The sequence below is a fragment of the Haloferax prahovense DSM 18310 genome (assembly GCF_000336815.1).
GTDB classification, from domain to species: Archaea; Halobacteriota; Halobacteria; order Halobacteriales; family Haloferacaceae; genus Haloferax; species Haloferax prahovense.
Map to the genome: position 1 here is coordinate 116,999 of NZ_AOLG01000029.1, position 13,907 is coordinate 130,905.

11 protein-coding genes are annotated in these 13,907 nt (G+C 66.5%); 5 read left to right on the top strand and 6 right to left on the bottom strand.

Annotation, left to right across the window (positions count from 1 at the left end):
* Positions 1-184: 184 nt before the first annotated feature.
* Together C457_RS09950 and C457_RS09955 are read right to left on the bottom strand one after the other, a co-directional pair.
* Complete coding sequence (locus C457_RS09950) at positions 185-1,000, bottom strand: IclR family transcriptional regulator (protein ID WP_008094219.1); 816 nt, start codon at positions 998-1,000, stop codon at positions 185-187.
* 400 nt (positions 1,001-1,400) lie between these two features.
* On the bottom strand, positions 1,401-2,648 hold the full coding sequence (locus tag C457_RS09955) for a Zn-dependent hydrolase (protein WP_008094220.1): 1,248 nt from the start codon (positions 2,646-2,648) through the stop codon (positions 1,401-1,403).
* 426 nt (positions 2,649-3,074) lie between these two features.
* On the opposite strand from C457_RS09955, the gene C457_RS09960 reads away from it, so the two are divergent.
* Genes C457_RS09960 through C457_RS09975 form a run of 4 tightly spaced genes read left to right on the top strand, consistent with a single transcriptional unit; the run spans position 3,075 to position 8,772 of the window.
* Positions 3,075-4,748, top strand: coding sequence for an ABC transporter substrate-binding protein (locus C457_RS09960; RefSeq protein ID WP_008094221.1), 1,674 nt, complete (start codon positions 3,075-3,077; stop codon positions 4,746-4,748).
* 15 nt (positions 4,749-4,763) lie between these two features.
* Positions 4,764-5,723 (top strand): ABC transporter permease, encoded by a 960-nt coding sequence (locus tag C457_RS09965; protein ID WP_008094222.1) that lies wholly within the window; start codon positions 4,764-4,766, stop codon positions 5,721-5,723.
* Positions 5,723-6,622 (top strand): ABC transporter permease, encoded by a 900-nt coding sequence (locus C457_RS09970; protein ID WP_008094223.1) that lies wholly within the window; start codon positions 5,723-5,725, stop codon positions 6,620-6,622. Before C457_RS09965 ends, C457_RS09970 begins: the two co-directional genes overlap by 1 nt.
* A complete protein-coding gene (locus C457_RS09975; RefSeq protein WP_008094224.1) occupies positions 6,619-8,772 on the top strand; it encodes a dipeptide ABC transporter ATP-binding protein in 2,154 nt (717 codons plus the stop codon). Before C457_RS09970 ends, C457_RS09975 begins: the two co-directional genes overlap by 4 nt.
* Positions 8,773-8,817: 45 nt before the next feature.
* Here the strand turns inward: C457_RS09975 and C457_RS09980 are convergent, their stop codons facing one another.
* Positions 8,818-9,507, bottom strand: coding sequence for a DUF1028 domain-containing protein (locus C457_RS09980; RefSeq protein WP_008094225.1), 690 nt, complete (start codon positions 9,505-9,507; stop codon positions 8,818-8,820).
* 403 nt (positions 9,508-9,910) lie between these two features.
* Here C457_RS09980 and C457_RS09985 point away from each other — a divergent pair, with 403 nt between their 5' ends.
* Entirely contained in the window at positions 9,911-10,105 is a 195-nt protein-coding gene (locus C457_RS09985; protein ID WP_042664366.1) for a hypothetical protein, read from the top strand.
* 32 nt (positions 10,106-10,137) lie between these two features.
* On the opposite strand, the gene C457_RS09990 is transcribed toward C457_RS09985, so the two are convergent.
* The 3 genes from C457_RS09990 to C457_RS10000 all read right to left on the bottom strand — a co-directional run bounded on the left by C457_RS09990 (position 10,138) and on the right by C457_RS10000 (position 13,905).
* The gene (locus tag C457_RS09990) at positions 10,138-10,734 is read right to left on the bottom strand and encodes a SprT-like domain-containing protein (protein ID WP_008094227.1); all 597 of its coding nucleotides are present in this window, start codon (positions 10,732-10,734) and stop codon (positions 10,138-10,140) included.
* Positions 10,735-10,838: 104 nt separating this feature from the next.
* Positions 10,839-12,173, bottom strand: coding sequence for a hypothetical protein (locus C457_RS09995; RefSeq protein WP_083864272.1), 1,335 nt, complete (start codon positions 12,171-12,173; stop codon positions 10,839-10,841).
* A 28-nt stretch (positions 12,174-12,201) separates the two neighbouring features.
* Entirely contained in the window at positions 12,202-13,905 is a 1,704-nt protein-coding gene (locus C457_RS10000) for an ArnT family glycosyltransferase (RefSeq protein ID WP_008094231.1), read from the bottom strand.
* Positions 13,906-13,907 lie beyond the last annotated feature (2 nt).

Genomic DNA, 13,907 nt, shown 5'->3' on the forward strand with positions numbered 1-13,907 from the left:
CGACAGCATGACGCCGAGATTCGGGGGACTGGAGACTCGTTCGGCCCGTCGATCGTACCGAGAGCGGTCTCCGACCCGCCCGCGACTCGGACGAGACCGTTGGTTCTCCGTTTGTGAACCGTATCGACGCGCGGTCGGCGCGAAAGCGATACCGTCGTAGAAGCGTTGAGGACGACGCGGACCGCTAACTGAACGTCGGGAAGTCGTCGTCGGACTCCTCCATGTTGACGTTGACTTCGATGACGTTGGCGGTGTTGACGACGCTCTCGATGAGTTGTTCGTGGTAGTCGGGCTGTTTCATCCGGCGGACCGGACCGGAGACGCTGATGGAGCCGAGGACGCGTCCGTGACGGTTCGTCACCGGCGCGCCGATGGCCTGCAGGCCCTTGATCTCCTCCTCGTCGTTGAGCGAGTAGCCCCGGTCGCGAATCGTCTCCAACTCCTCGAAGAGCTCCTCGCGGGTCGTGATGGTCGCCTCCGTCTTGCCCGGCAGGCCGTACTGGTCGATAATCCACTCGACGCGCTCTTTCGGGAGGTGCGCGAGAATCGCTTTCCCCGTCGCCGAGAAGTGGAGGTAGTCGGCGCGCTGGAGCTTGTTCACCTGGTAGTCGCTCCCGACGGCCTTCTCGCCGCTCACCTTGTAGAGATTGATACCCAGCCCGTGCTGTTCAGTCGCCAGGTGCGCGTACTCGCCGGTCTTCTCCGCGAGCTCCTCGATTTCGGGCTTTCCGATGCGGTAGAGGATGTTCTGGTACCGGACGTACTCGCCCACGAGGAGGAACTGCAGCGACAGCCGGTAGGTGTCTTCTTCCTTCACGACGAACTTCTCGGCTCGAAGCGTGCTCAGGTAGTTGTAGACGACGCTCTTCGAGAGGTCGAGGTGATTCGACAACTCCGTCACCCGCGCGCCGTCTAGCTCCTCGAGCGCCCGAACGACATCGAACGCACGAGACACCGTCTTCAGGGTCCGCGGCGAACCGGTCGTGTGTTCGTCTGCCATAGTCAAGTTCGAAGCCGCGAAGTCATATGTGTTTGTATTTGACGAACGGTCACTTCTGAAATCGCCGGAAAGTCGCACCGCTTGCCGCAAAATAGCGTGATCAGCGTGATTTCAATTTCGAATATCGTCTGTAACGTGTCCGAAACGAGCGAATTCGACTACTTAGCCACTGTGTTCTCATTGTACAAACACCGCGGTGTTCTAACCGATTCGAGACTCACCGTACAGCGAGAAAACACGGGTATCAGGGACTCTGGGCGGAGAATAGTGCATCGTGGTGGCGGGCGTTTCGACTACGCGGTCGTCGCGAGCGGCGGGCGGCGGTCGATTCGAACGCACCGATAGGGCGGGTCCGCGGAGAAGGGAACCGAGAACAGCAGTCGTCAGTCGGGCGGTTTCGTCACTCGGTCGCGAGGTCGGCGAGCGCGCCGGCGAGCACGCGAGTCGCGTCGGCGCAGTCCTCCCAGTCGGTCCACTCGCGGGGGTTGTGCGAGATGCCGTCGCGGGAGGGGGCAAAGAGCAGTGCGGCGTCCGTGACGGCCGCGACGTGCATGGTGTCGTGGCCCGCCCCGGAGTGGAGGTCGAGGGTTTCGAGGTCGGCGTCGGTCCCGGCGTCGTGGAGCGCGGCGCGGCAGCGCTCGCTCATCTCGACGGGCTTGCGGTCCCACGGGTGCGAGAGCGCGGCCTCGACCGGGCGCTCGGCCTCGATGCGGTCGAGGCTCGCCGCCGCCTCGTCGATGACGTACTCGATGGAGTCGTACGCCACGTCGCGGATGTCGACGGTCAGGTCGACTTTCCCGGCGATGACGTTGGGCGCGTTCGGCGAGACCTCCAGTTTGCCGACGGTCCCAACCGCGGTCTCCGAGACCTCGTTTCGCTCGGTCGTCGCGCGCTCCACGTCGAGGACGAACTCGCTGGCGGCGGCGAGCGCGTCCGACCGGTCGTCCATGAGTGTCGACCCGGCGTGGTCGGCCTCGCCCGTGATTTCGACGGCACACCGGGAGAGACCGACGATGCTCGTGACGACGCCGGCGGGGACGTTCGCGTCTTCGAGGCGCTCGGACTGCTCGATGTGAAGCTCTATCCACGCGTCCCAGTCGGCGGCGTCGACGCGCCCGTCGCCCCGGTAGCCGATGTCCGCGAGGGCGTCGCCGAGCGGAATCCCGTCGGCGTCCTCGATGTCGAGGGCCTCTTCGACGCTCAACTCGCCGACGGCGACCGCCGACCCGATGAGGCCGCCGCCGAACCGCTGGCCCTCCTCCTCGGTGAAGTTGACGACCTCGACGGGTCGGACGGGTTCGATTCCGGCGTCCTGCATCGCGCGGACGCTCTCCAGCCCCGCGTAGACGCCGAGCGGACCGTCGAAGATGCCGCCTTCGGGGACCGAATCGAGGTGACTTCCCGTGGCGACGGGGGCCGCGTCGGGGTCCGCGCTCTCGGGTACCCACCGACCGACGATGTTGCCGACCTCGTCGATGGTGATGGAGAGACCGGCGTCCCGAAGGCGCTCGCAGAAGAACTCTCTCGCCCGCCGGTCCGCCTCGCTGCCGCTCAGGACCGTCCGCCCCCGACCCTCGTCCGTCGGGACGGCCCCGAACTCCGCGTTCGACTCGATGTCGCTGCGGAGTCGCTGCTGATTGACTCGCATGGTTCCCGGATTCGTGACTAACCCTATTTTACTGTTTGGAATTCGGTCACATGCGTGACAGTACTGAGTGGCCGCGAACTCCCCGAAATCAGCAGGCACGGCGCGCTGGATGTGGGTTCTGGGACTCTGCCCACCACCCGTGTCGTTCGAGGGCGCACATCGGCGACGTTCGAGGACGCGCGTCGGCGACGGTTCGGTCGCCGCGAGTGACCTGCGGGACGCCGATGCGGGCCGTCGTTTGCGACGAGAGGGTTGACATTCGTGGAGTAATCCCGGACACGGACGAGATAGAATTGGTCATTCTACAGTTCACTCGCGTTCGGCGCTCGGAACAGTATCTGATATTACATCTTCTCCGTCTCGATATGGGGGTTGTACTCACACAACCACAATTTTTATCACACAGTAACGGATTTGAGCGACTGTATGCAAGAGAATGGCAAGGGGAGCGACTCCTCCGACAGCACCGGCGACGGCACGCGTCGCAGTCGTTTCGACCGCCGTACCTTCCTCGGGGCGGCGGCGACGACCGGCGCGGCGGCGCTCGCCGGGTGTACGGGCGGCGGTTCGGACGACAGCACGACCGAAGATTCGGGGTCCTCGGGTGGAAGCGACGACACGGAGAGCACCGACACGACCGCCGCGAGCGGCGGGAAGCAGGGCGGCACGCTCCAGTGGGGCGGCGCGGTGCCGGTGCAGGGGCTCGACCCGCACATCGACACTTCGGCGGCCTCGAAGCGCGTCCTGGAGAATATCTACGAGGAAGTCGTCGCGCTACAGGACGACTACTCCATCCAGCCGCACCTCGCGGAGTCGATGGAGCAGTCCGACGACAACACGCTCCTGACGTTCAACCTCCGGGAGGGCGTCACCTTCCACAACGGCAAGGAGATGACCTCCGAGGACGTGCTGGCGAGCTACGAGCGCGTCCAGAACGGCGACTACCTCGCCACCGGCTTCTTCGACTACGTCGAGGAGCTTCGCGCCCCCGACGACTACACCTTCGAGGTCCAACTCACCGAACCCTTCGCGCCGTTCCTCGCGAAGATGGCGACGGCGGAACTGTCGGTCATGCCCGCCGAGAACGCCGAGAAGGACATGGTCGAAGAACCCATCGGGACCGGCCCGTACGTGTTCGAGAGCCGCGAAATCGAGACCTCGTTCACGATGTCGCGCAACGAGGACTACTGGGGCGCGTCCGACGAGGACGGCCCGTTCATCGACACCATCGTCAAGAGCGAGGTGCCGGACCCGAGCGTCCGCCTCCAGTCGTTCCTCGCCGGCGAGTACGACTTCATCAACGGCATCGCGCCGAAGGACGTCTCCCGCGTCGAGCAGGCCCCCGACGTTCGGTTCGAAAAGCAGTTCCCGAAATCGCTCGTCTACCTCGGCCTGAACTGCGACGTGGCTCCGTTCGACAACAAGGACGCCCGCCTCGCGCTCGACTACACCATCGACAAGGAGAAGGTCGCCGAGGCGGCCCTCTACGGCACCGGTCAGACCACCGCGTCCCCGGCGACGCCCGGTAGTCCGTGGGTCAACCCGGACATCGAACCCCGCCCACGTGACCTCGAGAAGGCCCAAGAGCACCTCGACGCCGCCGGCATGTCCGACGGCTTCACGGCGACGTTCAAGATTCCGCAGTCCTACCCGACGCAGGTGCAGGCCGCGGAGGTCATCGCCGCCGACGCCGCCGAGGTCGGCATCAACCTCGAAATCCAGCAGATTACGTGGAGCACGTGGCTCTCGGACGTCTACTCCAACCGCGACTTCCAGGCGACGACGAGCTCCTACCTCGCGCTCTGGTACCCCGACGTGTCGTTCTACAAATTCCTGCACCCCAACGGGGCGTTCTTCTTCACCAACTGGGTGAACGAGGACTACAACGCGCTCGTCGAGGAGGCGCGCACCATCTACGACGAACAGGAGCGGGCCGACCTCTACCACCAGGCGACGGAGATTCTCCACGAGGACCGCGCCGGCCACCTCTTCCTGTGGTGGCAGCCGAGCCTCTACGGGGCCGCCTCGCAGTACAAAGGTGACATCGGCGCGCCCGACGGGTCGACGCTGCAGTTCGGCGACAACTGGCTCGACCGCTAACACAGATTCCACACAATGTCGATGTACAACTACGTCTTTCGGCGCGTCGGGTTCATGGCGGTGACGCTGTTCTTCGTCACGCTCATCGCCTTCGCCGTCACCAACATCCTGCCCGGTGACGTGGCCCTGCTCATCTTGGGCCCCAACGCGACCGAACAATCGCTCGAAGCGCTCCAAACCCAACTGGGACTCAACCGCCCGCTGTACGTGCAGTACATCGACTGGGTCGTCGGGCTCCTCCAGGGGAACATGGGCGAATCGCTCCGGTTCGGCGAACCCGTGTCGCAACTCATCGCCGAGCGTCTGCCCCGGTCGATGATGCTCGCCGTCGCCGCGACGCTCGTCGCCGTCGTGCTGTCGGTCCCGCTCGGCGTCTACGCCGCCGTCAACCAGAACGAAGCGCCCGACGTGAGCGCCTCGATGTTCGCCTTCGTCGGCATCTCGATGCCGATATTCCTGTGGGGGCTGGTGTTCATCCTGGTGTTCGCCGTCTGGCTGAACCTCTTTCCGACCGGGGGGTACGTCTCCCCGAGCGAGGACCTCGTCGGGTCGCTCACGCGACTCGTCCTCCCCGCGGGAGCGATGGGCTTCGCGCTCACCGCTTACATCATGCGGATGACCCGGTCGTCGATGCTTGAGGTTCTCAGCGAGGAGTACATCAATCTCGCGCGTGCGAAGGGGATGAGCCAACGGGTCATCGTCCTCAGACACGCGCTCAAGAACGCAATCATCCCCGTCATCACGGTCATCGCGTTCCAGTTCAGCTACGCGTTCGGCGGGGTCGTCGTGCTCGAAGAGGTGTTCTTCTGGCCCGGCATCGGTCGGCTGACGCTGACCGCGATTCAGAGCCGCGATATCCCCTTGATTCAGGGGTGCATCCTCGTGGTCGCACTTATCTACATGTTCTCGAACTTCGCCGCAGACCTGCTGTACGCGTACTTCGACCCGCGCATCCGCTACGGAGGTGACGACTGATGGCGACCGAACAGGAGACCGACCGCGGTCGCTTCACCATCACGCAGTCACAGCGCGACCGCATCGCCCGGTTCGTCCGGAAGTTCCGCAGCAACACGAAGGCGATGCTCGGCTTCACCATCGTGGTGCTGCTCGTGCTCGTCGCCATCTTCGCGCCGATTATCGCGCCGTACCCCATCGACGCGACGAACATCGAAGACCGTTCGCAGGCCCCGTCGGTCGAACACCCGTTCGGCACCGACGACCTCGGCCGCGACATCTTCAGCCGCGTCGTCATGGGAAGCCGCATCTCGCTGTACGTCGGCTTCGGAGCTATCTCCGGCGCGCTCGCCGTCGGGGCCGTCGTCGGTGTCGTCGCCGGCTACGCCGGCGGGTTAACCGACGAGATACTGATGCGCGTCATGGACGCCGCGATGGCGTTCCCACCGGTGTTGCTCGCGCTCACGCTCCTGGTCGTTCTCGGCCCGGAGTTGAGTAACGTCGTCATCGCGCTCGCGTTCGTCTACACGCCGTACATCGCCCGCGTCTCGCGGAGCGCGGCGTTAGCCGAGCGCAACGAGGCGTACGTCGAGGCCGCCATCGCCCGCGGCGAGAGCGACTCGCGCATCGTCTTCAGCGAGGTGTTCCCGAACTGTATGGCGCCCATGCTGGTTCAGGGGTCGCTGAACGTCTCGTTCGCCATCCTCGCGGAGGCGAGCCTGTCGTTCCTCGGCCTCGGCGCGCAACCGCCGCGGCCGTCGTGGGGGCTGATGATTAACACCGGTCGCGGCTTCATGGAGACCGCGCCGTGGATGTTGCTGTTCCCAGCGCTGGCTATCGGTATCGCCGTCGTCGGGTTCAACATGCTCGGCGACGGACTGCGTGACGTGCTCGACCCCAAAGTGGAGGCGATAGAATGAGCGCACCCACCACCGCGACCGACCGCGAGGCCGACGACGGTCCGCTGCTCGACGTGCGCGGACTCAGAACCGAGTTCCGCACCGACGCCGGCCCCATCGTCGCCTCCAACGAGGTGTCGTTCTCGCTCGACCGCGGCGAGACCATGGGTCTCGTCGGCGAGTCGGGCGCGGGCAAGTCCGTGACGGCGCGGTCGCTCATGCGCCTCATCGACTCGCCCGGCGAAATCACCGGCGGGCAGGTCGTCTTCAACGGGGAAGACCTCCTGCAGAAGACGGAAGCCGAGATGCGCGACATCCGCGGCAACCGCATCGCGATGATTCCGCAGGACCCGATGTCGTCGCTCAACCCGGTGATGACCGTCGGCGAGCAGATCACGGAGACGATTCGCCGCCATCAGGACGTCTCCAAGTCAGAGGCACGCCAGCTCGCCATCGAATCGATGGACGACGTCGGCATCCCCGACGCGGAAGAACGCATCGACGACTACCCCCACGAGTTCTCCGGCGGGATGCGCCAGCGCGTCCTCGTCGCCATCGGCTTCTCCTGCGAGCCGGACCTCATCATCGCCGACGAGCCGACCACCGCGCTCGACGTGACGACGCAGGCGAAGATTCTCGACCTGCTCAACGAGATGCAGGAGCGCGAGGGGACGGCCGTGCTGATGATCACCCACAACCTCGGCGTCGTCGCCCAGACGTGCGACCACGTCGGCGTGATGTACGCCGGGAACCTCGTGGAGACGGCCGAACTCGGCGACCTGTTCGACCGCCCGCGACACCCCTACACCCGCGCGCTCATCGACTCCATCCCGGAGGTCGACACCGACTACGACGAACTGCCGACGCTCGACGGCGCGATGCCCGACCTCGGGAACCTCCCGAGCGGCTGTAACTTCGCGCCGCGGTGTCCGCACGCCACCGAGGCGTGCCGGACCGGCGGCGACCCGTCGCTCGACTCCGTCGGCGACGACTCGTCGCGCGCGGCGTGTCTCCACGCCGCCGACCTCGACCTCTCGGAGAGCACGGTCCCCGAATCCGGGGCCGGCCGCCGCGACGTCGACCGCAGCGGCGAACCGCTGTTCGAGGTGCGGAACCTGAAGAAGTACTTCAACGCCGGCGAGGGCGTCTTCGGCAACGTCCACCTCTCGTGGGAGGGCGGCGGCCTGCCGACCGTCGAACGGCGGCACGTCAAGGCCGTCGACGACGTGAGCTTCGACGTCTATCCCGGCGAGACCGTCGGGCTCGTCGGCGAGTCCGGCTGCGGGAAGTCCACGGTCGCTCGCACCGCGCTCCGGCTCCTCGACCCGACCGACGGCGAGGTGTACTTCGAGGGACAGCCGCTCCACGAGCTCGGCACCTCGGAGATTCGGAGTCTGCGCCGCGAGATGCAGATGATATTCCAGGACCCCCAGAGCTCGCTCAACCCGCGGAAGACCGTCGGCCAAATCGTCGGGCGCGCGATGGAGAAACACGGCATCGCTACCGGCGAGGAAAAGCGCGAACGAGTGGGCGACCTGCTCGAACGCGTCGGCCTGTCGCGGGCCGCCGCGAGCAAGTACCCCCACGAGTTCTCCGGGGGGCAACAACAGCGCGTCGCCATCGCGCACGCGCTCGCGGTCGAACCGAAGCTCATCGTCTGCGACGAGCCCGTCTCGGCGCTCGACGTGAGCGTGCAGGCGCAGATTCTCAACCTCCTGAACGAGATTCAGGAAGACGAGAACATCTCGTTCCTGTTTATCTCGCACAACATCGGTGTCATCCGGCACATCTGCGACCGCGTGGCCGTGATGTACCTCGGCAAGATAGCGGAGTTCGGGAGCATCGAGCAGGTGTTCTCGCCGCCGTTCCACCCCTACACGGAGAGCCTCCTGTCGGCGGTCCCCCACGCGAACCCGGACCGCGAGACGGACCGCATCTTGCTTGAGGGGAGCGTTCCGAGTCCCATCAACCCACCGTCGGGCTGTCCGTTCCAGACGCGCTGTCCGAAGAAAATCGGCGACGTCTGCGAGCAGGAGCTCCCGGAGCTCGAATCGGTCGGGGGCGCGGACCACTACATCTCCTGTCACCTCTCGGAGGAGGAGATGAGCCAGCGTGACTCGTTCATCACGCCGTCGAAGCGCGCGGAGACCAGTCCGGCCGACTCGGACTGACGCCGTCCGCGCGGTCTCTTCTCAGTACCTGACGCCGGAGTCGGGTCAGTATTTCACGCCGAAGTCGAGAATCTCGTCGGGGTAGTCGCCGAACTGCGCGTCCGTCTCGCGCCGAATCTGGTCTTTCGCGCGCCGCGCCTCCGCGAGCAGGTCGCGGAGGTCGGACACCGGTTCGTCGGAGAGGTCGACCCGGAGGTTGTGGTAGAACTCCGGCGTCGGCGCGTGGACGAGCACCGCGGCGCTCATCTCGCCGCGGCCGTCGCCGCCGGCCGCCTCGCCGGCTTCGAGCGCCGAGACGAGTCGGTCGGCCATGTCGCCGTCGGCGGACTCGTAGGCCTCGGCGGTCGCCTCGACGACCGCCTCGCCGGCGAGCATGTTGCCCGCGACGGTGTAGTCGTCGCCGACGCGGTGGCCGGCCCACGCGACGCACTCGCCGCCGGTGAAGGCGAACTCGCCGGCCGCGCCGACGCCGTTGACCTGCCGGTAGGCGGCGTGGTCGTCGGCGTCGAGGAGGGTTTCGAAGGCGTCGTCGATGCGCTCGCCGGCTTCCGCGCGGGCGACCGCGTCGCGGCCGTGTTCGGTCTTCGTGTACGACTGCGTGACCGCCGCGCCGCCGGCGCTCACGTAGGGGCAGGTCGCGCCGACAGCGACCGTGCCGGTCGTTACCGCCGCGCCGAAAACGTTCGCGTCCGGGTCGCGCGCCGCTATCGAGAAGGTTCCTGGGACGTGTCGCATAGTACGGTACTGCGTTTCGGTCACGCTCGCACGGTAAATACTCTCCCTCTCGCGGAGCGGAACGGAGACGCGGGTAGTGTCCGAGCGCGACGTAACAGTTCGGACTCTGTGGAGTCCCGCACCGGATTCAGCGTCCTCCCCGTTCGCAACTACCGAGATAGTATTGTAAATGAGAGACATCATTGATGAGCACTATTTCTTATTTATCGGACTTTCCTATCCGGATGTTTTTGAATCAGTCGTGAATGATTGCATTATCACCCCAGCTTCTGATTGAGCGAAAAAGCTCATTCGGGAGACGCTCTACTGCGGTGCAGTATTTGTCTCGGAGAGCAATACCGACCGTCTCGCGGGCCGGCAGTCGAATCCAAGGCTTATGTTGTCGCGGTGGCAAGACGAACGTATGAGACTCGGCATCGGTCGAACCGGCGTGGTGATTCTCCTCGGACTGTTCGTCATCCTCGGTGCGGAGGACGTGTACGTCTGGGCCGTCGCCGGAACCGTTCCCGGCGTCGAGTTCTTCCTGGCGCTCGTGTTCGTCCTCGCCGTCGCGTTCGTGGCGATTCGGGAGGCGCGGGCGCACCCGCCGAGTCGGTAGTCGTTCGCCGCTCGGAACGTGGTTTTCGCCCGCTATTCTTCGCGCTCTCTGCAGTCGAGCGGCGCTTCGCAGCACGCCGAACGATAAGCCGACGACTCGCGGACCAGTTTGCACTCGCGGTAGCGGTAGGCGACGTCCGCGCCGCAGGCTTCGCAGGTGAGGGTGTACTTCGGCTCCGCGAACCGGCGGACGCGGACCGGCGCGTCGACCGCCTCGGCGCGGCGCTTGAACGCCGGACCGTGGTCGGTCGTGCCGAACGCCTGAAACTGCTCGACGTGGACGAGTTCGTGCCGGAGCGTCGCCGTCCACTCCCCGCGGTCGAACGACTCGAACGCCCGCCACGACAGCGACATGGTACACGTGGGCGCGGCGTCGAGTTCGGCCGATTGCGACGACGTGCCGGTCCACCGTCTCGGCTCACCGACCGTCGCGTCGTCGACGTTCGGGGTCTTCACGGCCGCCGCCCGCCGCTTCGCGCGGGTGGACACTTCCCACCGGACGCGGTGTAAGTCCACGGCGAAGTCGTATTGCCCCGCCGCGTGGCGGCAGTACGTCCGCGACCAGCTCACCAGCTCGTCGCCGGTCTCGATAGCGTCGTACCCGCCGAGGCTCCCGTCTTCGTGTCCCACGATTTCGAGCCGTGGTTCGGAGCGCGCCGATATGTGTGTTGTGCCACCCGCGCGGTCGCCGTCGAGCGGTGTGGGTATGGGTGTTGGTGCGGGTGTGGATGCGGTCAGGCTGTGAGCGTCGCTTTCTCGTCGGACACGAGCTCCCGAACCGCGTCGAACAGCCGCTTCGCGCTGTTCCGGGACGTCCCTTCGACAGTCACGCGAAGGACGCGCTCGGTTCGGCTCGCTCTGACGACGAACCACGCGTCGCCGCGCTCGACGAAGATGCCGTCGTCGGTCCGAACGTCGTCGAAGCGCGCCTGACACTCAGTCGCGAGCCGCGTCATCTCGCGGGCGCAGTTGTCGACCGCGAACGAGTCGAAAAACAGCGGGTACGCCGCCACTTCACCCGCCTGTTCGGAGAGCGCCGCCCCCTCGTCGACGAGCCGCGCGAGACGAATCGCCGAGAGCGCCGCGTCCGGACAGGGAGACTCGGCCGGCCACTGGTAGACGCCGCTCGGCTCGCCGCCGAAGACGACGTCCGCGTTCGCCGCCGGTCCGGACCCCGGAATCCCGTCCATCTCGACCCGGACGATGCTTCCCCCCGCGTCGGAGACGACCTCTCCGATGCGACGACTCGCCTCCAGCGGCACGGCGACGCAGGCGTCCCCGTCCGCATCGCGAACCGTCTCTCGCGCGAACAGCGCGAGGAGCGCGTCTCCGCCGACGACCTCACCGGTCTCGTCGACGGCCACGAGGCGGTCCGCGTCGGCGTCGTGAGCCAGACCGATATCGGCGTCCGAGGCTGCGACTGCTCGGCGGAGCGTCCCGCACGCGTCGTCGCCCGCGGCGACCCGACGGCGCGGAAACGAGTCATCCGTGGTTCCGTCGAGGCGCTCGACGTCACAGCCGAGTCGGTCGAGCGCGTCGGCCATGATGTCGTCGTCCCGCTCGCCGACGGCGACCACGACGCGCGTGTCGGAAACCGAAGTTCGCCCCTCGCAGAGGTGGTCGAGGTGATGTGCCGTGGCGTCGTCCCAGCGACGCTCCTCGCCGATTTCGTCCCACGGGGCGACCTCGGCCGACGAGCCGTTGACCCGGCGGACGACCCTGCTCTGTCGCTCCCACGAGAGGCGCGAGCCGTCGTCGTCGAACAGTTTCAGCCCGGTGTCCTCGGCGGGGTCGCTGACGGTCGTCACCGCCACGCCGGCGTCGCCGCCGAGTCGCCGCACGCCGTGAGAGACGGTCGGACTCGCCACCGGCCCGAGTCGGTGGACGGTGCCGCCGCACTCGCAGACCCCGGTCGCGACCGCGTCAGCGAGGAGACGAGCGCTGTCGCTCGGGTCGTGGCCCACGACGATTTCGTCGCCCGTTCCGGCGAGGGCGCGACCGGCTTTGAGGGCGAGTTTCGCGGTCACCTGCGTCCCGTACGAACCGCGGATTCGTGATGGTGCGAACATACCCCACTGTCCGCCCGAGGTGTGTTTACTATCGGCCGGATAATCCCGGTCGGCGTCGCTTAGCGTCCGACAAAACGGCGGGTTCGGTCGCCGAGGCGTCGGTATCGTCCGACACGACCTCGTACACCACGACCCCGTCGTTTCCGTAGACTCGTCGATACCGGGGACTGTCCGCGAGCGAGGCGCGAAGCCGTTCGGTCCCGTCTTCTTCGAGCCCCCGGACGGTGTACGTCCCGCGGGGGACGTACAGGTAGTCGGGCGAGGCGTCGACGGAGGCCATCGATTCGGTGACGCAGGTCGCGTTCTCGCAGGTACTCGCCGTTTTGAACGCCGAAATCTGGTCGTAGTACCTGTCGGGGCTCTTCCATTCGACGCCCCACGGCCCCACGAGCATCGTCCGCTTCGCGTAGTGCGGGAACCACTCGGCCGCGTCTGACAGTACGACGAACGACGCGTTCGCGTCGGTGTCGTTTCTCGCCCATTCCATGGCCTCTCGGTCGTCGTCGTCCATGAACGAGGGGAGACTCGGGCTGCCGTGGTGCGCCGCGCCGAGGCCGCTCGCGGCGTAGAACCCGCCGAGACTCGTCCCGACGACGAGAACCACGACCAACGACGAGGCCATCAGCTGCCGGTTGTCGAGCGACCCGCGAGCCCTGTCGGTCAGCCGCGGCACGACGACGCCGAAAAGCACCGTCGAAATCATCATCGCGCCAGCGACGAACTGGAAGCGCTCCTTTCCGATGACGTACGCGCAGACGAAGAGCCACAGCGGCAGCGTGAATTTCCTCCGAGAGACGAGCACGCCCGCGGCGGCGAAATTCGCGAGGAAGAACACCGTGACGACGGTCGGGTCCAGCGGGTAGACGAACTGGTCGAGGAGCCGCCCGACGCCGCCGGCGATACCGCTGTGACTGCCCGACGCACCCACGAAGGCCCCGACGCCGTGAGTGGTGACGACGTTGGCCCACCACGGCGCGGCGAGGACGAGTCCCCCGAGAGCCACCGCGGCACCGCTGACGAGCCCGGGCAGCGTTCGGTCGAGCATCGCGTAGAGGACGAGCCAACTGACCCCGAAAAACACGGTGTACGTCGGATGGGAGAGGACCGTCAGCCCGAAGCAGATGACGCCGGAGCCGACCCACAGCGGCCGCCGAGTGCCGCGGCGGAACAGTCTCGCTCCGACGTAGACTCCGCAGAGAGACAGGAAGAACGCGGACGCGCGGACGATGCCGCCGGCCGAGAGGTGCCACTGCAGGACCGGTGGAGCGACCGCGAGAATCGCCGTCGCGACTCCCGCCTGCCGCGGCGTCGGGAGGAGTTCGAGCGCGATTCCGTAGTACGGCACGAGGTAGAGCACCGTGACGACGGCCGGGAGGACGAGGCTGAGCGTCGTCCCCGAGACGCCGAGGTCGGTCAGGAACGCGACCACGTAGAACTGGAGCGGCGGGTACGCGAACGGAATCCCGCCGTCGTAGTACGGAATCGAAGCCGGGAGCGCGTAGCCGCCGGTCCGAATCTGCTCGGCGATTTCGAGGTACAGCCCGGACCCGTAGGCCGGGTAGTCGTGGGTCGCCACGTACGTCACCGAGACGACGAGTCCGGCGACGAGGGCGAGTGCGAACCACGCGTGGCTCTCGCGGCCGAGGCCGGGAACGCCGTCGGTGAACGCGTTCGCGCGGCCCGGTGCCGCGGGGTCGAGGCCGTTCGCCGTTTCGTCGGTCGTTGAATTCATGG